The 19,529-nt window shown below is 37.3% G+C and carries 22 protein-coding genes and 1 riboswitch; of the genes, 1 reads left to right on the top strand and 21 read right to left on the bottom strand.

Annotation, left to right across the window (positions count from 1 at the left end; all coding sequences use genetic code 11):
- Positions 1 to 11: 11 nt before the first annotated feature.
- The 11 genes from sufC to JFU20_RS17450 form a co-directional block, all read right to left on the bottom strand.
- Complete coding sequence (sufC, locus tag JFU20_RS17500; protein ID WP_002015933.1) at positions 12 to 797, bottom strand: Fe-S cluster assembly ATPase SufC; 786 nt, start codon at positions 795 to 797, stop codon at positions 12 to 14.
- A gap of 237 nt (positions 798 to 1,034) precedes the next feature.
- Positions 1,035 to 1,841, bottom strand: coding sequence for a methionine ABC transporter substrate-binding lipoprotein MetQ (gene metQ / locus JFU20_RS17495; RefSeq protein ID WP_002015934.1), 807 nt, complete (start codon positions 1,839 to 1,841; stop codon positions 1,035 to 1,037).
- A 71-nt stretch (positions 1,842 to 1,912) separates the two neighbouring features.
- Complete coding sequence (gene metQ, locus JFU20_RS17490; protein WP_002015935.1) at positions 1,913 to 2,725, bottom strand: methionine ABC transporter substrate-binding lipoprotein MetQ; 813 nt, start codon at positions 2,723 to 2,725, stop codon at positions 1,913 to 1,915.
- Between the two features lie 22 nt (positions 2,726 to 2,747).
- Positions 2,748 to 3,413 (bottom strand): methionine ABC transporter permease, encoded by a 666-nt coding sequence (locus tag JFU20_RS17485; RefSeq protein WP_002129754.1) that lies wholly within the window; start codon positions 3,411 to 3,413, stop codon positions 2,748 to 2,750.
- Complete coding sequence (locus JFU20_RS17480; RefSeq protein WP_002015938.1) at positions 3,406 to 4,431, bottom strand: methionine ABC transporter ATP-binding protein; 1,026 nt, start codon at positions 4,429 to 4,431, stop codon at positions 3,406 to 3,408. Before JFU20_RS17480 ends, JFU20_RS17485 begins: the two co-directional genes overlap by 8 nt.
- A 308-nt stretch (positions 4,432 to 4,739) precedes the next feature.
- Positions 4,740 to 4,847, bottom strand: a riboswitch (SAM riboswitch).
- A 125-nt stretch (positions 4,848 to 4,972) separates the two neighbouring features.
- The gene (locus tag JFU20_RS17475) at positions 4,973 to 5,317 is read right to left on the bottom strand and encodes a hypothetical protein (protein ID WP_002015939.1); all 345 of its coding nucleotides are present in this window, start codon (positions 5,315 to 5,317) and stop codon (positions 4,973 to 4,975) included.
- Between the two features lie 152 nt (positions 5,318 to 5,469).
- Complete coding sequence (locus JFU20_RS17470) at positions 5,470 to 5,778, bottom strand: thioredoxin family protein (protein WP_002015940.1); 309 nt, start codon at positions 5,776 to 5,778, stop codon at positions 5,470 to 5,472.
- Positions 5,779 to 5,781: 3 nt separating this feature from the next.
- A complete protein-coding gene (locus JFU20_RS17465) occupies positions 5,782 to 6,126 on the bottom strand; it encodes a toprim domain-containing protein (protein ID WP_000640865.1) in 345 nt (114 codons plus the stop codon).
- 375 nt (positions 6,127 to 6,501) lie between these two features.
- Positions 6,502 to 6,885 carry a glycine cleavage system protein GcvH gene (gene gcvH / locus JFU20_RS17460; protein ID WP_000026895.1) on the bottom strand — a complete coding sequence of 128 codons (384 nt, stop codon included), beginning with the start codon at positions 6,883 to 6,885 and terminating at the stop codon, positions 6,502 to 6,504.
- Between the two features lie 41 nt (positions 6,886 to 6,926).
- Entirely contained in the window at positions 6,927 to 7,292 is a 366-nt protein-coding gene (locus JFU20_RS17455; RefSeq protein WP_002129756.1) for an arsenate reductase family protein, read from the bottom strand.
- Between the two features lie 647 nt (positions 7,293 to 7,939).
- The gene (locus JFU20_RS17450) at positions 7,940 to 8,467 is read right to left on the bottom strand and encodes a hypothetical protein (protein WP_201038790.1); all 528 of its coding nucleotides are present in this window, start codon (positions 8,465 to 8,467) and stop codon (positions 7,940 to 7,942) included.
- Between the two features lie 144 nt (positions 8,468 to 8,611).
- Between JFU20_RS17450 and JFU20_RS17445 the strand changes: the two genes are divergently transcribed.
- Positions 8,612 to 9,259 (top strand): phosphatase PAP2 family protein, encoded by a 648-nt coding sequence (locus JFU20_RS17445; RefSeq protein WP_002015945.1) that lies wholly within the window; start codon positions 8,612 to 8,614, stop codon positions 9,257 to 9,259.
- A gap of 57 nt (positions 9,260 to 9,316) precedes the next feature.
- Here the strand turns inward: JFU20_RS17445 and JFU20_RS17440 are convergent, their stop codons facing one another.
- The 10 genes from JFU20_RS17440 to JFU20_RS17395 all read right to left on the bottom strand — a co-directional run bounded on the left by JFU20_RS17440 (position 9,317) and on the right by JFU20_RS17395 (position 19,410).
- Positions 9,317 to 10,330 (bottom strand): PTS sugar transporter subunit IIC, encoded by a 1,014-nt coding sequence (locus JFU20_RS17440; protein ID WP_002089394.1) that lies wholly within the window; start codon positions 10,328 to 10,330, stop codon positions 9,317 to 9,319.
- A gap of 22 nt (positions 10,331 to 10,352) precedes the next feature.
- Positions 10,353 to 11,303 (bottom strand): L-lactate dehydrogenase, encoded by a 951-nt coding sequence (locus JFU20_RS17435; protein ID WP_002015947.1) that lies wholly within the window; start codon positions 11,301 to 11,303, stop codon positions 10,353 to 10,355.
- A 246-nt stretch (positions 11,304 to 11,549) separates the two neighbouring features.
- A complete protein-coding gene (locus JFU20_RS17430) occupies positions 11,550 to 11,798 on the bottom strand; it encodes a spore coat protein (RefSeq protein WP_002015950.1) in 249 nt (82 codons plus the stop codon).
- A gap of 13 nt (positions 11,799 to 11,811) precedes the next feature.
- On the bottom strand, positions 11,812 to 11,997 hold the full coding sequence (locus JFU20_RS17425; protein WP_001180550.1) for a hypothetical protein: 186 nt from the start codon (positions 11,995 to 11,997) through the stop codon (positions 11,812 to 11,814).
- A gap of 239 nt (positions 11,998 to 12,236) precedes the next feature.
- Positions 12,237 to 12,959: an MBL fold metallo-hydrolase gene (locus tag JFU20_RS17420; protein ID WP_201038789.1), complete on the bottom strand. Its 723-nt coding sequence runs from the start codon at positions 12,957 to 12,959 to the stop codon at positions 12,237 to 12,239.
- 62 nt (positions 12,960 to 13,021) lie between these two features.
- A complete protein-coding gene (locus JFU20_RS17415; RefSeq protein WP_002166513.1) occupies positions 13,022 to 13,309 on the bottom strand; it encodes a DUF2178 domain-containing protein in 288 nt (95 codons plus the stop codon).
- Positions 13,306 to 13,533, bottom strand: coding sequence for a helix-turn-helix transcriptional regulator (locus JFU20_RS17410; RefSeq protein ID WP_002015952.1), 228 nt, complete (start codon positions 13,531 to 13,533; stop codon positions 13,306 to 13,308). Before JFU20_RS17410 ends, JFU20_RS17415 begins: the two co-directional genes overlap by 4 nt.
- A gap of 130 nt (positions 13,534 to 13,663) precedes the next feature.
- Positions 13,664 to 15,448 carry an acyl-CoA dehydrogenase family protein gene (locus JFU20_RS17405; RefSeq protein WP_002089410.1) on the bottom strand — a complete coding sequence of 595 codons (1,785 nt, stop codon included), beginning with the start codon at positions 15,446 to 15,448 and terminating at the stop codon, positions 13,664 to 13,666.
- Positions 15,449 to 15,834: 386 nt separating this feature from the next.
- Entirely contained in the window at positions 15,835 to 17,007 is a 1,173-nt protein-coding gene (locus JFU20_RS17400) for an acetyl-CoA C-acetyltransferase (protein WP_001206332.1), read from the bottom strand.
- Positions 17,008 to 17,028: 21 nt separating this feature from the next.
- Positions 17,029 to 19,410 (bottom strand): 3-hydroxyacyl-CoA dehydrogenase/enoyl-CoA hydratase family protein, encoded by a 2,382-nt coding sequence (locus JFU20_RS17395; RefSeq protein ID WP_002015954.1) that lies wholly within the window; start codon positions 19,408 to 19,410, stop codon positions 17,029 to 17,031.
- Positions 19,411 to 19,529: the final 119 nt, after the last annotated feature.

The raw sequence follows: 19,529 nt of genomic DNA, 5'->3' as shown, positions 1-19,529 counted from the left end.
ATGCTCCTCTCTTACGCTTCTTGCTCTGCTGTTTCGTCTTCAATACCTAATTCTTTTTTAATCCAGTCGTAACCTTCAGCTTCTAGACGTTGTGCAAGCTCAGGGCCACCAGATTTAACGATACGACCGTTCATCATAACGTGAACGAAGTCTGGAGTGATGTAGTTTAATAAACGTTGGTAATGCGTAATCATTAGGCAGCCGAACTCTTCGCCGCGCATTTGGTTAATACCTTTAGATACAACTTTTAATGCATCGATATCAAGACCTGAGTCGATTTCATCTAAGATTGCGATTTTTGGCTCAATCATCATTAATTGAAGAATTTCGTTACGTTTTTTCTCTCCACCAGAGAAACCTTCGTTTAAGTAACGTTGTGCCATTTCTGGATCCATTTCTAGGAATTCCATGTTTTTATCTAATGTACGGATAAATTTCATAAGAGAAATTTCTTCGCCTTCTTCACGACGTGCATTAATTGCAGAACGTAAGAAGTCAGCGTTTGTTACTCCGCTAATTTCACTTGGATATTGCATTGCTAAGAATAGACCTGCTAGTGCGCGCTCGTCTACTTCCATTTCTAATACATCTTCACCGTCAATGATGATGCTACCTTCTGTTACTTCATACTTTGGGTGACCCATAATCGCAGAAGATAAAGTTGATTTACCTGTTCCGTTAGGTCCCATAATTGCGTGGATTTCTCCACCTTTTACTTCAAGGTTTACACCTTTTAAAATTTCTTTACCGTCGATTGATACGTGTAAGTCTTTAACCGTTAATGTAGAACCAGCCATCTCAATACCTCCATTAATCCTCTATATACATTTTAAAAATTACTAAAACGTTCATATTCTCATTTTATTCTCATTCTAATCTTATAGCAAATAAAATGATATCGCAAACGACGAAAAAAAGTAACAATTTTTTCACAAATGTATATAAGTATTTCCCTTGCATCCTTATATGATACACTTTTCTTCTTATATATATAAAGAAAAAAGGACTGGGAATTTCCCAATCCTTTCCTGCACCTATTCGTTCACAGGAAGTACAGCACCTTTATATTCTTTGTTAATAAAATCTTGAATTTCTTTTGAATGCAATACGTCTACTAACTCTTTAATTTCTTTTTTCTTCTCGTCACCTTTACGAACTGCGATAATATTTGCATAAGGAGAGTCTGATCCTTCAATTGCAATTGCATCCTTTTTTGGATTTAATTTCGCATCAATTGCGTAGTTTGAATTAATGAATAAAGCATCACCTTCATTGTTTTCGTACAGCTTCGGTGAAAGTCCAGGTTCTACATCTGTTTTAAACTTTAAATTTTTCGGGTTTTCTACAACATCTTTTACTGTCGCTTTAACAACATCTACACCGTCTTTTAATTTAATAACGCCGCCTTTTTGTAACAACGCTAACATACGGCCACGCTCAGCTACGTTATTACTCATAATAACTGTTCCTCCATCTGGAAGATCTTTTAAGCTTTTATATTTCTTAGAATAAATGCCCATTGGCTCTAAATGAATTTTTCCTGCGTTGACAATTTTATATCCCTTTTCTTGAATTTCTTTATCTAAATACGGAATGTGCTGGAAGTAGTTCGCATCAATTTCCTTATCCGCTAACGCTTTATTCGGCAGAACATAATCCTGGAACTTTTTAATCTCTAATTTAATACCCTTTTTCTCTAATATCGGCTGTGCCTTTTCTAAAATAACAGCATGCGGCACGTTAGAAGCTCCAACAACAAGCTTATTCTCCTCTTTCCCCCCGCAAGCGGCTAATGTAAATACAGACAGTGCTGTAACAACTGACAATAGAATCTTTTTCATATGATGTCCCCTTCTCCCCTATAGTTATGTAGTAAAAAAAGGACCGGCATACACCAGCCCTTTTTCCGCAATTATTCTTTTACAGGAACAACTGCCCCTTTATATTCTTTAGTAATAAAGTCTTCAATTTCTTTAGAATGCAGTACTTCTATAAGAGCTTTAATCTCTTTTTTATCTTTATCGCCTTTACGAACAGCTACTACGTTTGCGTATGGAGAATCATTTCCTTCAATTGCAATCGCGTCTTTTTCTGGGTTTAATTTCGCATCAATTGCATAGTTAGAATTAATTAGAACCGCATCGCCTTCTTTATTGTTATACACTTGTGGCAATAAACCAGGCTCGATATCCGTTTTGAACTTTAAGTTTTTCGGATTATCCGCAATATCTTTTGGAGTTGCTTTAACTGGCTCTACTCCGTCTTTAATTTTTAAAATGCCTTCTTTTTGTAAAATTGCTAAACCACGACCATGATCAGTAACAGAATTACTCATAATAATTGTCGCCCCGTTTGGAAGTTCTTTTAAGCTCTTATATTTTTGAGAATACACACCAATCGGTTCTAAATGAATTTTTCCTGCTATTTCAAAATCATATTTCTTATCTTTGATCTCTTTTTCTAAATACGGAATGTGCTGAAAGTAGTTTGCATCTAATTCTTTATCTGCTAACGATTTATTCGGTAACACGTAGTCTTGGAATTTTTTAATTTCTAACTCAATTCCTTTTTTCTCAAGTAACGGTTTTGCCTTTTCTAAAATTTCAGCGTGCGGTACGTTAGAAGCACCAACAACAAGTTTCTTTTCATCTTTATCTTTCCCGCCACAAGCAGCTAACCCAAAAATTGAAGTTGAAATAAGTGCTGTAAGTAATAATTTTTTCATTTGAAATATCCCCCTGTTTTCATTATCTTTTATCTATTCGAGTCGTTAAACTATCACCAATCCACTGAATTAAAAATACAACGAGTAATACACAAATTGTCGCAACGATTGTTACATCGTTATTTCCACGCTGGAATCCCTCTAAGTAAGCAAGTGTTCCAAGACCACCAGCACCAACAACACCTGCCATTGCTGTATAGCCTACTAAAGCAATAGTCGTAACCGTAATACCAGATACTAACGCTGGTAACGATTCTGGAATTAACACCTTCAAAATAATTGTGCTTGTTTTTGCTCCCATCGCTTTTGAAGCTTCAATTACACCTTTATCAATCTCACGAAGCGCGATTTCAACCATTCTCGCGTAAAATGGTGCCGCTCCAATAATTAAAGCTGGCAGCGCTGCACTCGCTCCGAGTATTGTTCCAAGAAGAATCTTTGTGAACGGGATTAATAAAATAATTAAAATGATGAACGGTATAGAACGGAAAATGTTTACGAACGCTCCAATCACCGTATTAATCGCTTTATTTTCCCATAAATTATCTTTCGCTGTCATAAAGAGTAATAGTCCTAAAATAAGTCCTAAAACAAATGTGGCAAGTGCTGCGATTGCCGTCATATATAACGTTTCACCAGTTGCTTCTAACATTTGATTCCAATCAATATTTGCGATTAACTTATCCATGTGCAATCACCTCCAGCTCTACTTGATCTTGATGAATCCCTTCTATTGCTTGCTGGATCGCTGTTTCTTCACCATTTAAATGAACGACTAAACTTCCGTAAGATCCGTTATTCGTTTGCGCGATATTTCCTTGCAAAATGCTAACTTCTATATCACCGCGCTGCATTAACCTTTGAAGTACCGGTCTTTCTACCGCTTCACCGACAAACTGCAAACGAATTACTTTTCCATCTGGATACTTTTCTATTAAACTTTCAATCGTTTCATTCGTATCTTCAGAATCAGTTAACTGCTGTACAAATCGTTTTGTAATGTCTTGCTGTGGATTACGGAATACGTCAAGTACTGGACCCGTTTCTACGATCTTCCCTTTCTCCATTACAGCAACTCGATTACAAATTTTGCGAATAACGTGCATCTCATGCGTAATCAATACAATTGTTAAGCCGAGACGCTTATTAATATCTAACAATAAATCTAAAATTTGATCTGTCGTTTCCGGATCAAGAGCTGACGTTGCTTCATCACATAAAAGTACTTGTGGATTATTTGCTAACGCTCTTGCAATCCCGACGCGCTGCTTTTGTCCACCACTTAGCTGAGATGGGTACGCGTCTCCTCTTCCTTCTAATCCAACAAGATGAATTAACTCATCGACACGTTTTCTTCTCTCCGCCTTATCGACACCTGCAATTTCAAGTGGGAATGCGATATTTTCACGCACAGTTCGTGACCAAAGTAAGTTGAAATGCTGAAAAATCATTCCGATTTCTTGTCTTGCCTTACGAAGTTCATTTCCAGTAATCGCTGAAATCACACGATTCGCAATTGTAATTTGGCCAGAAGTTGGTTTCTCTAACTGATTAAACAATCTAATTAACGAACTTTTCCCAGCGCCACTATATCCAATAACACCAAATATTTCACCCTTATCTACTTTTAAGTTGGCGTTATCTACAGCAGTGACATCACCGCTTTTTGCCTTATATATTTTCTTTACATTCTCTAATAAAATCATGATGTTCACCCCTTTTTTAAATAAAAAGCGCAAGCGGCTCGCTTAGAACAAGAGGGCGTTGGAATCCCAGACGTAGAGGCGCTTTGTGCCTCATAGGAAGGGATGAAACGACCGACTGTTCTAGCCGCTGGAGCTGGATTTCATAAAACTTTGGATAGACTCCGCATTTTTTTATTTTTCATGCGTGTAGTCCATCGTTATAGCTCCTCTTATTATTTGAATGTCCTCCGCATTCAAACAACAAAAAACCTTTCCGCTTCTAGAGAAGCAGAAAGGTTTATATGCGTATATAACAACATTATCCCTCTCTCTCATCTCTCAAAGCATTTGCTTTGCAGGAATTGGCACCATTTCAACATAAGTTGACGGTTGCCGGGCTTCACAGGGCACAGTCCCTCCACCTCTCTTAATAAGAGAAATCAGATTAAATTTTCGTCTGATTTAAAATTTATGAAATTGTCTATATTTTATGAATTGAATTGTATCAATATCCACACGCTCTGTCAACAGAAATTTTCGTAAAAAAAGAAACTTCAGAATTTTAAGCTCCGACTGACATCGGTTTACATATATGAAACATCGATTCAACTAATAACATCGTTCGATACGTTCCAGAATATTGTACCCGTCCATCACTCATTAACTTTTGCAACCTCATATTTCCAGTCACTAACTTTTGTACATCCTCTTCCTCTAAACAAACGATTTGTTCCGTTCCTCTCGCCTCTTTCAAAAGTTCTATATAATCTCTTGAAATTTGTAACGAACAGCATTCATCTCCAAAACGAAAATTAACAGTTCTTTCTCCTTGCCTTAAAAGCGGTTCTAAATGATATTGACCATTAGCGTAATTTACAAATGATTGAAGCAAAGAATATAATTTCATCCTAAACCACATCCCTCATATCACTTTCTATTACATACCATTCCCTCTTATTAAAGGGCAATCCTGTTATTTTCGCTCGACAAATACTGTATCTATCACGCATGTCGACATATTTCCCAAGAAATATGTCGAGGCGGCAAAAACTTTGCCGCCTACTTTAATTCCGTATATAAATATTCAACCGAATGAAATGCATATATTTTCTTCATGAGTGTCCCATTTTCAAAAATAAGTAAACACGGTACACTTTCTATCCCATACTCTTTCGCTAAATGCGGGGCATAATTTAAATCTAACATTCCAATTTTCAAATCTTCAATCGTCATCTCAACGACCGTTAACATCTTCTTTGCTAATTGGCATGTTCCACACATTGGTGTATACACATATAACACTGTTTTTTCTTCATTTCCTATTAGGGCTGTAGCTTCGGCACCTGTCCAATCAATCACTTCTATCATTCCTTACCGTAAATATTCTGTATAAACGTCAATGTCTGCTCCCCATAATACATTTGCTAAATGTGAAGAAGGTGCAGTCGCCACCTCGCGATACGAGCGATCAATATAAATATGCTCTGCTTGCGGAAATTCTTTTCGGAATTGTTTCCTTAACTTTTCTCCTGCATCATCAGCATCCACTAGCACATATACGTCCTTATCAAAAAATTGATCAATGAGCTCATCCATTTTCGACAAACCAATTGTACCATTTGTACAAACAATTTCCACTGGTTCACGAATAATAGATTCAATCTTTCTTCTATCCGATTTACCTTCTACAATAATGACTTTTTCCACATAAATCATATGTCATCACCCGATCACCATATACTATACAACCTTTAACTTAGTATATAGTATATTCGTTATTTTCATGTTGTTTCCTGTTTATTTTTGCAAAAGAAAAGCGGAAGCGGCTCGCTCAGAACAGGAGAGCACCCGAACTCCTGAACTTGAGGCGCTTTTTGCCTCGCAGGAAGACGCGAAGCCACCGAACAATCTAGCCGCTGGAGCTGGATCATAACGAAAAGCTCAAGCGGCTTGCTCAGCATGAAGCCTCCATGAAAAAAGTTTTTCAAAAACGTTCTCCTACATAATAATTAATATATATGTTTTTAAATTCATTATGTACACAACATAAAAAAGGACAGCACAAAGGCTGTCCTTTTTCTTCGACTATAATTAGTCTTGGTTTGTCATTTCTGCATATTTTTCTGCAGTTAATAACTTCTCAACTTGGCTTGCATCAGAAAGTTCAACTTTAACCATCCATGCACCCTCGTATGGAGATTCGTTAACTAGTTCTGGTTGGTCACTTAATTCTTCGTTTACTGCTACAACTTTACCACTTACAGGTGCGTATAGTTCAGAAACTGTTTTAACAGATTCTACGCTTCCGAATGGCTCGTCAGCTTGGATTGTTGCACCTACTTCAGGAAGTTCAACGAATACGATATCGCCTAACTCACCTTGCGCAAAATGAGTAATACCGATAACAACCGCATTACCTTCTGTTTTTACCCATTCGTGTTCTTCAGAGTAACGTAAATTATTTGGAATGCTCATGACTGTACCTCCAGTGAATGTATTAATTATGTAAAAATACCTTATTGGTACTTTTTCCACACACTTTCAAACTGCTCTTCGTTAAAACCAAGTGTTACACTCGTTCCATCTGTTACAATTGGACGTTTAATTAACATGCCATCAGATGCTAAAAGCTCATACATTTCGTCTTCGCTTGCATCCTTTAACTTATCTTTTAAACCAAGTTCGCGGTAACGCATTCCACTTGTATTAAAGAATTTTTTTAATGGTAATTCACTTTTCTCATGTAAATTACGTAAATCTTCTTTTGACGGTGGATTTTCAACAATATGAATCATCTCATATGCTACATCGTTTGCCTCAAACCATTTCTTTGCTTTTTGACATGTGCCACATTTTGGATATGAATAAAATGTTACTGTCATAAATTCACCTACTTTTTTACTAACCTTTACCTTTATCATATAGAAAACATTTTATTATTTCAAACGATTATTCGCTAAACTTTTACTTATTTCGTGATAATTTTTAATAATCCTGCTAATTTTTCTTATTTTTCCGCCATTTATTAAGAAAAAATAAATATATAATTTTTTAAAATTTTTTCTCATCCCACGCCGAACATATATCTTAAACAAACGTTTGATTAATTTCATATTTTTCTACCTCAACCTTCGGAATACGTAGATTCTTTTATACCGAACATATACCTTAAACAAACGTTTGATTAATTTCATGTTTTTCTACCCCAGCCTTTGGAATACATGAATTCTTCCATACCGAACATACCTCTTAAACAAACGTTTGATTAATTTCATGTTTTTCTATATCACCTTTGGAATACATGATTTTCTATACCGAACATATATCTTAAACAAACGTTTATCCCGTATTAACGGGCAGTAAGACTCCCACCTCGAAATTCGGCAAATGCGAGGAAGTTAGGTGGGAGATAACTTCCCGTAAAAGCCTGATTGGTGCGGCTAATAATCAGTGGGGAATGGACAAAACCCCGACTGATTAAAGTTTCACTTTATTTAAAAAATAAGAAGCCCTTTTACAGGCTCCTTCATCATCGACTTAAATAGTCCGAAATGGTTTGAAACACTACTATATACATATTATGAATACTTTCTTCTGTATTTCCACCATTCGATAAACCTACTCCCCATTGTTGCCCTTCGCCACTTCCAATATTTGCAAAACCTTGCACGTACATAGCATTTACATCTTTTGGTGCACTGTTATACTCTATATTTTTTGTAATAAAAGTCGAATATGATTTATCTTGTAAGCCAATAAAAAACACTGGTTTCTTTAACGATAAAAATAAATCTTTATACTGCTCTTTCGAAGCTTCTTGAAAGTGCTCTTTCATTATTAGAAAACCATCTACTGCTCCAGATTCCTTTTTCAGTTCTTCTAACTTCACTTTTTCAAACTTTATATTTCTAAACGTATCTTTCGGCTTTTCACCAACAACTCCAATTACGAGTGCTCTCCCGTTGTATTCTAATTTCTCTCCTTCTTTATCCTTTGCACACCCAGTACTCACTAGGCATAACAATATAAAAACTAAGAAATAAAATGAACGCTTCATATAGCACCCTCCCCCTCTTTTAAGTCAAGTGACAAAAATGTAAGGTGAATTCAAGAAAATGTAAGTAAAATCGATAGCCCAATTGGATTTTCTATATTATAATCAATTGAATTTATTTACATTACTAAAACATAGGAGATTATCATGAAGAAATTTAAACTTTCATCTCTTCTTCCGTTAAGTTATATACTTCTACTCGTACTCGTAAGTCCCCTTTACGATGTATTAAATAAATCTACTGTTCACGCAGTAGATGTCACAACTGTAGTAGATGATTGGATTCCATTTGTGAAAGCATTTATTATTCCTTACTTACTTTGGTTTCCATACTTATACGGTGCACTTATTTATTACTGTTTTGCTGATCGAAAGCAATATTATGTCACTTTAAGTAGTGTAATTCTTGGAAAACTTGCTTGTTTTTCGATTTATTTTTTTTGGCAGACAACTGTACCACGCCCAACCGTCGTTGGAACAGACGTATTTTCCGAACTAGTCCGCTATATTTATAGTATTGATCATCCAGTAAACTGCTTCCCAAGCATTCATGTCCTTACGACATTTGTAATTATGTTAGCTGCCTTTAAGCGTAGAGAACAGCATACTTTGGAATATTACATCCTTACTTTCTTCGGTACGCTTATTATTTTATCAACATTATTTACGAAGCAGCATGCATTTGTAGACGCCATTTCTGGAATGACGCTCGCAAGCGTACTATACTTCGGTGTCCAGCTCTTATTAGCAAAAGAAACAGTGACAGTTCCAGTAAAACAAAATCATAAAATGTAAAAAAGCAGACTGTGTCTTCTCAGTCTGCTTTTATCTATTATTAAGGAGATTTTCAAATTAAGATTGCGGTACAGTCATATCACCAGAATGAATACGACCTGCTTTTTTAAGAGCAATGTACAGTATATAAGAAACAGCTACTGGAATGATGATATAAGTGATTACCATCGCTGGGACAACTTCCCACCCTTGGCTGGAAATTAAATTAATTGGTGCGATAAGAGAGCTTAATCCAAGACCTGCAATTTCTTTTCCTGCTTCCAGTTGGAAAATTAGTGCCGATACTGGGCCAACTATTGCACTGGCGACGACAGTTGGGACGAGAATCATTGGATTTTTAGTAATGTTCGGTAACTGCACTTTTGGAGTACAAAGTGCCTGGGCTAATATGCCACCTAAATTATTTTCTTTCGCTGAAATAACAGAGAATCCGATAAATTGAGCAACACATCCTGCAAGTGCTGCACCGCCTGCAACACCATCTAAGCTAAGCGCTATCGCTAACGCAGCTGATGAAGCTGGAGAGATAAGTAACAATCCCCAAACTACAGCAATCACGATAGAAGCGATAAACGGGCTACCAGCTGAACTATCTTTAATGAATGCTCCAACTGTATTTAAAACTGGGCTAATATTTTGAGCTAACCAAATACCGACTAAACCAGAACCTAATATTGCTGCAAATGGAACGAGCATCATATCTAAAGCAGTTTTTCCACTTAATCGTTTACCAATATAAACTGCTAAAGTCGCTGTTAATAATGCACCGATTGGTTCACCTGTTTTAATGATAAGACCAGCTTCAGTAATTGAAATTGAACCAGCTCCAATTGCTCCAGCTACCATCGCTGAGAAAATTACGAGTCCGTTTGCACCGAGCATAAAGGCAATCCCGGCTCCAATTGCTGGTGCCATAAGTGATTTTGCAACAACTCCGATTGTAATAAGTAATGGTATATCAACAATTCTTCCTATATTTTCAATCAGTAAACCAATTCCAAGGGATACGAAAATACCCTGTGCGATTCCGGCAGAAGCTTTAAACACACGAGACATTATATATTCCTTCATTTGTTTCACCTTCTCCTATAATTTAGTAACCAATTGTTTTCATATAATCGCGTAAAACATCGTTTGATTTTGCAAAGCGACTTTCTTCATCTTCTGATAAGTTTAGTTCTACCACTTCTCTTATACCATCTCTAGTAATAATTGCTGGTACTCCTGTACAAATATCGTATTCGCCATATTCACCATCTAAAATAGCTGAAACAGCGATAACACGGTGATCATCATTGAAAATTGAGCGAGCAATATAAGCTAAAGAATTTCCGATTCCGTAATAAGTAGTTCCTTTGCGCTTATAAATTTCCCATCCAGCTTTTGCAGTCTTCTCAACAATTTCATCTAAATCTATTTCACCAAATCGGTCTTTTTTCTCTTCTAAAATTTGTAAAATCGGCTTTCCACCAACAGTTACGTGAGACCAAGCAACCATTTGAGAATCACCATGTTCTCCTAATGAATACCCATGAATACTACGAGGATCTACATGTAACATTTCAGATAAAAATGTTCTTAAGCGAGAAGAATCTAGTGATGTACCTGTACCAATCACACGATTTCTAGGTAAACCAGATAACTTCCACACTTGATATGTAATAATATCAACTGGATTCGATGCGAGTAAGAAAATACCATCAAATCCACTTTCCATTACGCCATTCACAACACTTTCCATAATCTTTGCGCTTGCTCCTAAAGTGTCTAAACGACTTTGTCCAGGCTTCGGCGCTGGTCCTGCTGTAATAATGACAATGTCCATATCTTTGCAGTCTTCATAACTTCCTGCATATACTTTTGTTCTTGTATTTGTAAAGTTAATGCAGTGCGATAAATCCATCGCTTCTCCAACTGCACGTTCATGATTTATATCAATTAACAATAGCTCTTCGCAAATCCCTTGGTTTACAATGGAATACGCACAGCTTGATCCAACTAATCCAGTACCGATAATTGCAATTTTTCTTGTGTTTCTATTCATAGCAATCTCTCCTAATTGATCATGTAGTCTATTTCTTTCGTTCTTTACACCCCTAATTATAGAGGTTCTCACGATAGAAACCATGGATACTTTGTGAAATATTGAGCAAAGTTTTGTCCTTTTTGTGAATTGTTATATTTAATTTTCGTCATATTTGTTACAACTGAAAAAATATTTATTATGTATTTATTGACATATACCAAACAAAAAAACGAGCGAATCCATTCGCTCGTTTCATTCATCACACTATTCCGCACTTAATTGACTTTTCAATTGCTGCACAATCATTGGATTAGCAGGTGCTGCCGGCTTGTAATAACTTTTTTGCTTTGCATATTCATACATATTACGTTGACGCATCTCATCTTGATTACGAATTTGAATTAACGTTTGATGTAACTGTTCGTTATCAGACTGAGAAATATAATTTGCATAACTTGTTAAACTTGAGTTTAACCCTGCTAAATAATCATTTACCATATCTTTTTCATTCATTTCTCTCTTCCTCCTATCCTAGAAAAGTCATTAATTGCTGTTTCGTATTTCGTGCATCTTGTGCATCCTTTTGTAGCATTTGCTTTAGCTGTGGATCTGTACAAGCCTGTGCATACTGGTCCAATTTGTTAATAATCGTCGCATGACCACCAATTAAATGACGTAAATTTTCCACTTCAAGCTCTGTTAAGTTTTGCATAAAATACTCCTACCTTTCTTTGTTCATTCACCATTTATTATTTGATTCTTTTTAAATCATATTCATAAAAAAAAGACATCTAGAAATACCACTAGAATGTCTTACAAACACTCAAAAAAATTATGATCCGAATCCAAGCCAAGACCCTTTCGTATTTATGTTTTTCAACTTCGTATTAGCGATATATACATTTCTAAAGCCTACAAAAAAATATCATCTAGCAAAAAAGAGCCTCAAAATTATTTGAGGCTCTTTCTCATTAAATTCCTTTCCGCTTCTTCAATCGCTTTCTGCATTTGCACTAACGGATCTTTAATCATCTTCCCATGCCCCGTCGCCAATATAGACGGCTTATACTCCAGCAATTTCTGAGCGCTTGTTAATGAAACTTCTGCATCCCAAGTACCAAACATAGGAAACGGAAAAAGCCACTTCAATTGCCCCGCTACCGCTATCCCGCCTCTCGTTTGAAATGCATCTCCAACAATGAGTGCATCGTTCCTCGTATCTAAAAACGCCATTGAACCTGGTGTATGACCTGGAGTCTCAATCGCTAAAAGAGAACCCATCTGATCACCCTCTTGAAGAAGAATATCTGGAATCGTCTTTATCTTTTTAGACACACCCACTTTTATCGGTGTGTTTCGTTCTCCATTTTGCAGTGCCATATCTCCTTCAAGTAAATGAGCATCTCTTTTAGAAATATAAACCGTAACATCCGGCAGCTCTTGTTTTATCGCATCAAGTGCTCCTATATGGTCATCATGCGCGTGCGTGATAACAATATTCGTAATCGGTTTACCAATTTTTCGAGCCGCTTCTAAAATCTTCATTGCACAAAATGGTAAAGCTGCATCAATTAAAGTTAATCCTGTTTCTTCTTCAACAAAATAACAGTTAATCGGAAATAAACGTGGTAAAAATGCGATTTGATGAACTGTTCCTACTTTTATTACCTTCATCTCCTTTACCTCCATAAAAAAGAGCCGTTTACAAATACATATGTAAAACAGCCCTTTTCCAGTTAATATTTTCTTTTCAAAACTACGATAGTTAAAGCATAAGAACAAAGTACCCCTGCTAATAAAAATGCATTTGCTAATTTATATTGTTCGCCTGTCAATGAATATAGATTCCCGATTAAAAAGATAACTAAATATAGAAATAAAAATACAAATAACGAAATTTTAGCTGCATTCCCTGTAATATGCTCGCCTCTTTCATCTTCCCCCTCATTCTTCTGAAAACGTGTTGAATATAAAACACCTATTAGTCCTGCTACTGAGATTATTATCCCTACTACAACACTCATTCCGTTTCCCCCTCTATCTTATATTGAAAAACTTCATGAAACTCCTTACCCAAAATAAGTGCAATTTCAAAAGCTAAAATTAAAGATGGATTGTAACGATTTGCTTCAATTGAGGCGATCGTTTGTCTACTTACCCCAGCTTGCTTTGCTAAATCAGTTTGTGACCAGCGTTTTTCTGCTCTGAGTACAACGAGATTATTTTGTAAATTCCCACTCTGTTTCATAACCTCTCCTTATTTTACATTATTTTCTATATTTTCATTGTAATTTATTTTTAACATCATGTAAACTATTTTTAACATCAGTAAAAATAAAAAACCAGCAGCCACAAGGCTACTGGTTCCCGCTGTTCTATTAAACTGTGTAACGCTCATCTTCTAAAATTTTCGCAGCAATTTCACGTTTCTTCGGAATTACGTTAAGTGGTGTGTGGCGAGTTAATTTACGTAATGATGATAACATCATGCGCAGCATGTCGCCATTTTCAACTGCGATAAGTGTTTCTTTCGCATCTGCTTCGATTTCGTTGAATGCTTCTTGGCAGAATACTTCAGTGTATAACACTTTTTGTTTATTCTTTTCAAGACCAGTTGTTTTAATTGCTTTTTCTGTACGAAGAAGAGCTGATTCCATTGCGTAAAGATTGCTTACGATGTCAGCAATATTCACAAGAATTTCTTGCTCTTTATCTAATGCTTTACCGTATTTTTGAGCAGCTAATCCAGCTACCATTAAACCGATTTTCTTCGCGTTCTTTACTAAATATTTTTGAAGTGCTAATGGCTCATCGCCTACTTCTTCTGGCATCATCATCATTAACTCTTCTTGTAATTTTTGTGCTTTTTGAAGAAGTGGTAATTCACCTTTCATCGCTTTACGTAAGAACGTACCTGGTACGATTAGGCGGTTAATTTCGTTCGTGCCTTCGAAAATACGGTTAATACGAGAATCGCGGTACATTCTTTCAATCTCGTACTCTGCCATAAATCCGTAACCACCGTGAATTTGAACACCTTCATCTACTGTATAATCTAGTACTTCAGAACCGAATACTTTATTTAAAGAACACTCGATTGCATATTCAGCGATAGAAGCTGCTACTGCTTTACCGTCTTTTACTTCTTCTTCAGATAATGTGCTCATGCGACTTTCGAATAAACCTACTGTACGATATACAGAGCTTTCAGCTGCATATGTTTTCGCTGCCATATTCGCAAGTTTCTCTTGAATTAATGGGAAGCGAGCGATTGGTTGTTTGAATTGTTGACGTTGATTTGCATATTGTGCTGAAATTTCTACTGCACGTTTCGCAGATCCAACTGTACCAACACCTAATTTATAACGACCGATATTTAAAATGTTGAACGCGATAATATGGCCTTTACCGATTTCACCAAGTAAGTTTTCTTTCGGTACTAACGCATCTTCTAAAATTAACGTACGAGTTGAAGAACATTTAATACCCATTTTCTTCTCTTCAGGGCTTGTAGATACACCAGCATAGTCTTTCTCTACGATAAATGCTGAGAAGTGCTCACCGTCTATTTTTGCGTATACGATAAATACGTCAGCAAATGCAGAGTTTGTAATCCATTGTTTTTCACCATTTAATACGTAATGCGTACCTTCTGCATTTAAACGTGCAGTTGTTTTTGCACCTAATGCGTCAGATCCTGAACCTGGCTCAGTTAATGCGTATGCCGCTAATTTTTCACCAGTTGCAAGTAGTGGTAAATATTTTTTCTTTTGCTCTTCGTTACCGAATAATACGATTGGTAAAGATCCGATACCAACGTGAGCACCGTGAGTGATTGCAAAACCACCAGCGCGCGAGAATTTCTCTGCGATTAACGCTGAGCTTACTTTATCAAGACCAATTCCGCCGTACTCTTCTGGTACGTCAGCGCCTAGTAAACCAAGTTCACCAGCTTCTTTTAAAAGACGCACAGAACGATCAAATTCGTGTTGCTCTAAATATTCAAGCTCCGGAAGAACTTCATTTACGATAAAGTCCTCTGTCGTTTTTGCAATCATTTTATGCTCAGATGAAAAATCTTCTGGCGTAAACACTTGATCAATCGTAATTTCCTCTACTAAAAAGCTACCGCCTTTAACCGCATTTCCTACTGTTTTTTCCATGAAAATTTCCTCCTTTATATTTTCATAAGCCGCTTCTCTCATTTTTGGAAAGCTGACTCTCACTTTTATTTTTCATACCCCTTTGTTGCTTCCATTCTTTGCTTTAGCGTCCTCTTGTTCTGAGCGAGCCGCTTCCACTTTTTTACAATCCAGTTCCGGTGGCTAGAACAGTCGGTCGTTTCACCCCTTCCTTTGAGGCAAAAAGCGCCTCTTCGTCAGGGCTTCCAACGCCCTCCTGTTCTGAGCAAGCCACCTGCACTTTTTATATAATCCAGTTCCAGCGGCTAGAATGTTCGATGGCTTTGCTTCTTCCTACGAGGCAAACAGCGCCTCTTCGTCTGAAGCTCCATCCCCCTCACATTCTGAGCGAGCCGCTTCCACTTTTTTTATAGTAATTCAAATACTCCCGCTGCTCCCATTCCGCCGCCGATACACATTGTTACGATACCGAATTGTTGGTTGCGACGTTTCATTTCGTGAATAAGAGATAGTGTTAGTTTTGCTCCTGTACAGCCAAGTGGATGTCCAAGTGCGATTGCACCGCCGTTTACGTTTACTTTTTCTTCATCTAGACCAAGTTCACGAATAACTTGGATAGATTGAGAAGCGAATGCTTCATTTAGTTCAAATAGACCGATATCAGATAGCTCTAAACCAGCTAATTTTAACGCTTTCGGAATTGCAGCAATTGGGCCGATTCCCATTACTTCTGGTGGTACTCCAGCTACTGCGAATGAACGGAATTTTGCAAGTGGCTTCATGCCATCGCTCACTGCTTTTTCACGATCCATTAATAGTACAGATGCTGCACCGTCACTCATTTGTGAAGAGTTACCAGCCGTTACAGAACCGCGAACGTTAAATGCTGGACGTAATTTACCTAAAATGTCTAGCGTCGTCTCTGCTCTTACACCTTCGTCTTGTGCGAAAATGATTGTTTCTTCTTGCAGTTTGTTGTTTGATCCAACCGAGCGTAACGTCACATCTACAGATACTGTTTCATCCGCAAAGTTCCCTGCAGCTAATGCTTTCGCAGCACGTTGATGACTTCTTACTGCAAATGCATCTTGTTCTTCACGAGAAATTCCATATTTCACAGCAACTTGCTCTGCTGTATGTCCCATACCCATATAATATTCTGGAGCAGCTTCTACAAGGCGACTGTTCGGACGAACAACGTGCCCCATCATTGGAACTAAACTCATTGATTCCGCTCCGCCTGATAATACAGCTTCAGAGTGACCAAGCATAATGCGCTCTGCTCCGTAAGCGATACTTTGTAAACCTGAAGAACAGTAACGGTTAATTGTAATAGCTGGAACATCGTAAGAAAGTCCTGCTAGCCCGCCGATATTACGAGCCATATTTAAACCTTGCTCTGCTTCTGGCATCGCACAACCGAAAATTAAATCATCAATTGGTCCTTCATAATTCGCACGCTTTAACGTTTCTTTTACTACTAACGCCCCTAGATCGTCAGGACGAACTGTTTTTAATGACCCCCTCTTTGCTTTTCCAATTGGTGTTCTTGCTCCCGCAACAATGACAGCTTCTCTCATGAACGATATCTCCCCTCGTTATTAGTTACGTAATGGTTTTCCTTTTACAAGCATGTGCTGCATTCTTGCTTGTGATTTCATCTCACTTACTAAGCTAATAAATGCTTCACGTTCTACATCTAATAAATACTGCTCATCAACTTCTGTTCCGTACGGCACTTTTCCGCCCGCAATGACATATGCCAGTTTCTTCGCAATGTGCAGATCATGTTCAGAAATGTAACCTGATAAATGCATTGCCTCTGCACCAAGTACAAGCGCTGCATATCCTGTCTCACCAACAACTGGTATCTTTTTGCGGATAGGTGCTTTATAACCTGCTTCATATAAAGAAAGTGCTTTTTGTTTCGCATCATATAGTAAGTGATCACCATTCACACTAATACCGTCTTTATCGCCTAAGAAGTTGTTCGATACAGCTTCTTGTGCTGATGTAGAAACTTTCGCCATCGCTACAGATTCGAATACTTTATTCGCAACTTTTTGTAAGTCGAATTCTACACCGTTTGCCATTTTGTTTAAGTGTTTAATGTATAACTCTTTGTTACCGCCTCCGCCAGGGATTAAGCCAACACCTACTTCTACTAAGCCCATATAAGTCTCACTAGAAGCTTGAATGCTCGCTGCTGGTAAACAAACTTCTGTACCACCGCCAAGCGTCATACCATATGGCGCCGCTACAACTGGCTTAGAAGAGTACTTAATTTTCGTCATTGCATCTTGGAAGTTTTTCACAACCCACTCAATTTCAAAGTAGTTGTCGTCTTGTGCTTCCATTAAGATCATTGCAAGGTTCGCACCAACGCAGAAGTTCTTCGATTGGTTTCCGATAACAAGACCTTTATAATTTTTCTCTACTTCATCAACAGCGTAGTTAATCATTTGCGTAATATCCATACCGATTGCATTGCTCTTCGAATGGAATTCTAAGCAAAGGATACCATCGCCTAAATCAATTAAGCTCGCTCCGCTATTTTTCTTTAACACACCGTTTTTCTCTTTTAACTGCTTAAGAGAAATTGCTTTTTTGTTACGTTCGATTAGCTTATATTCACCATTGTCGTAATAGTAGCTATCGCCGTTATCATGTTTATAGAAAGTAGTGAAACCTTTCTCTACCATTTCTTTCACCCAAGTAGGAACAACTGCGCCGTTTTCTTCCATCTTTTGAACAGACTTTTCAACGCCGATTGCATCCCAAATTTCGAATGGTCCTTGCTCCCATCCGAAGCCCCATTTCATCGCTTGGTCAATTGCAACGATATCATCAGCAATTTCTTTATGAAGCTTTGCAGAGTATAAAAGAGTTGGTGTGATAATATTCCATAACAACTCTCCTGCGCGATCTTTCGCGTATACAAGCGCTTTCAATTTATTCGCTAATCCTTTTTCTTGCTTACTTAACTCTACGGACGCAGCTTTTAATTTTTTACGCGCTCCATATTCCATCGTTTCAGGGTTTAATTCTAAAATTTCTTTTCCTTGTTTTAAGAAGAAGCCTTGACCCGTTTTACTTCCAAGCCATTTTTTATCAAGCATGTCATGCATAAAAGCAGGTACTTTAAATACATCACGCTCTTCTTCTTGTACATTTTCATATACGTTATTTGCAACGTGTACAAATGTATCTAAACCAACAACATCTAATGTACGGAACGTTGCGCTCTTCGGACGACCAATTAATGGACCTGTTACAGAGTCAACTTCTCCAATGCTATAGCCACGCTTAATCATTTCTTGAAGCGTTACAAGCAAGCCATACGTACCGATGCGGTTTCCAATAAAGTTTGGTGTGTCTTTTGCGATAACAACGCCTTTTCCAAGAACGTCTTCGCCAAATAGTTTCATGAAGCTTAATACTTGTGGATCAGTTTCTTTCGTCGGTATTACCTCTAGAAGTTTTAAATATCGTGGTGGGTTAAAAAAGTGTGTTCCTAAGAAGTGTTTCTGGAAGTCGTCTGAACGACCCTCTGCCATTTTTTCAACGGAAATGCCTGATGTATTTGAGCTCACAATTGAGCCTGGTTTACGAACAGCATCTACTTTTTCAAATAGTTTCTTCTTTATATCTAAGTTTTCAACTACTACTTCAATAATCCAATCTACATCAGCTAGACGCTCAAGATCATCTTCTAAGTTACCTGCTTCAATCAGTGCTAAATTTCCTTTCACTGTCAGAGGAGCTGGTTTTTGCTTTAATAGTTTTTGCACAGCCGTATTACTAAAACGATTTCTCACACTTTTATGTTCTAATGTAAGTCCCTTCGCCTCTTCTTCTTTCGTAAGCGCAGGTGGTACAATATCAAGCAATAATGTCGGAATACCAATATTAGCTAAGTGTGCCGCAATTCCTGAACCCATTACGCCTGAACCTAGAACAGCAGCCTTTTTAATTTGGAACATCCATTTCTCCCCCTATTCTTGAATGAATGCTCATTCAATTTTTCGACATAAGTCGCAATCAATGAGTGAGCCTCTACTAATAAATATATGATACAGTTTGAATTTTCGCAATATATTTA

The sequence above is a fragment of the Bacillus sp. TH30 genome (genome assembly GCF_016650875.1).
Lineage (GTDB): Bacteria > Bacillota > Bacilli > Bacillales > Bacillaceae_G > Bacillus_A > Bacillus_A mycoides.
This window is presented reverse-complemented; position numbering and strand designations above follow the sequence as displayed.

Coding starts and splice junctions, on each gene's coding strand:
- JFU20_RS17410 (WP_002015952.1), bottom strand. CDS start 13,533: ATGAAACAGAGTGGGAATTTACAAAATAATCTCGTTGTACTCAGAGCA.
- JFU20_RS17445 (WP_002015945.1), top strand. CDS start 8,612: ATGAAGAAATTTAAACTTTCATCTCTTCTTCCGTTAAGTTATATACTT.
- JFU20_RS17455 (WP_002129756.1), bottom strand. CDS start 7,292: ATGACAGTAACATTTTATTCATATCCAAAATGTGGCACATGTCAAAAA.
- JFU20_RS17440 (WP_002089394.1), bottom strand. CDS start 10,330: ATGAAGGAATATATAATGTCTCGTGTGTTTAAAGCTTCTGCCGGAATC.
- JFU20_RS17415 (WP_002166513.1), bottom strand. CDS start 13,309: ATGAGTGTTGTAGTAGGGATAATAATCTCAGTAGCAGGACTAATAGGT.
- JFU20_RS17420 (WP_201038789.1), bottom strand. CDS start 12,959: ATGAAGGTAATAAAAGTAGGAACAGTTCATCAAATCGCATTTTTACCA.
- JFU20_RS17470 (WP_002015940.1), bottom strand. CDS start 5,778: ATGATAGAAGTGATTGATTGGACAGGTGCCGAAGCTACAGCCCTAATA.
- JFU20_RS17450 (WP_201038790.1), bottom strand. CDS start 8,467: ATGAAGCGTTCATTTTATTTCTTAGTTTTTATATTGTTATGCCTAGTG.
- metQ (WP_002015935.1), bottom strand. CDS start 2,725: ATGAAAAAATTATTACTTACAGCACTTATTTCAACTTCAATTTTTGGG.
- JFU20_RS17435 (WP_002015947.1), bottom strand. CDS start 11,303: ATGAATAGAAACACAAGAAAAATTGCAATTATCGGTACTGGATTAGTT.
- JFU20_RS17425 (WP_001180550.1), bottom strand. CDS start 11,997: ATGCAAAACTTAACAGAGCTTGAAGTGGAAAATTTACGTCATTTAATT.
- gcvH (WP_000026895.1), bottom strand. CDS start 6,885: ATGAGCATTCCAAATAATTTACGTTACTCTGAAGAACACGAATGGGTA.
- sufC (WP_002015933.1), bottom strand. CDS start 797: ATGGCTGGTTCTACATTAACGGTTAAAGACTTACACGTATCAATCGAC.
- JFU20_RS17465 (WP_000640865.1), bottom strand. CDS start 6,126: ATGATTTATGTGGAAAAAGTCATTATTGTAGAAGGTAAATCGGATAGA.
- JFU20_RS17475 (WP_002015939.1), bottom strand. CDS start 5,317: ATGAAATTATATTCTTTGCTTCAATCATTTGTAAATTACGCTAATGGT.
- JFU20_RS17395 (WP_002015954.1), bottom strand. CDS start 19,410: ATGTTCCAAATTAAAAAGGCTGCTGTTCTAGGTTCAGGCGTAATGGGT.
- JFU20_RS17400 (WP_001206332.1), bottom strand. CDS start 17,007: ATGAGAGAAGCTGTCATTGTTGCGGGAGCAAGAACACCAATTGGAAAA.
- JFU20_RS17485 (WP_002129754.1), bottom strand. CDS start 3,413: ATGGATAAGTTAATCGCAAATATTGATTGGAATCAAATGTTAGAAGCA.
- metQ (WP_002015934.1), bottom strand. CDS start 1,841: ATGAAAAAGATTCTATTGTCAGTTGTTACAGCACTGTCTGTATTTACA.
- JFU20_RS17430 (WP_002015950.1), bottom strand. CDS start 11,798: ATGAATGAAAAAGATATGGTAAATGATTATTTAGCAGGGTTAAACTCA.
- JFU20_RS17405 (WP_002089410.1), bottom strand. CDS start 15,448: ATGGAAAAAACAGTAGGAAATGCGGTTAAAGGCGGTAGCTTTTTAGTA.
- JFU20_RS17480 (WP_002015938.1), bottom strand. CDS start 4,431: ATGATTTTATTAGAGAATGTAAAGAAAATATATAAGGCAAAAAGCGGT.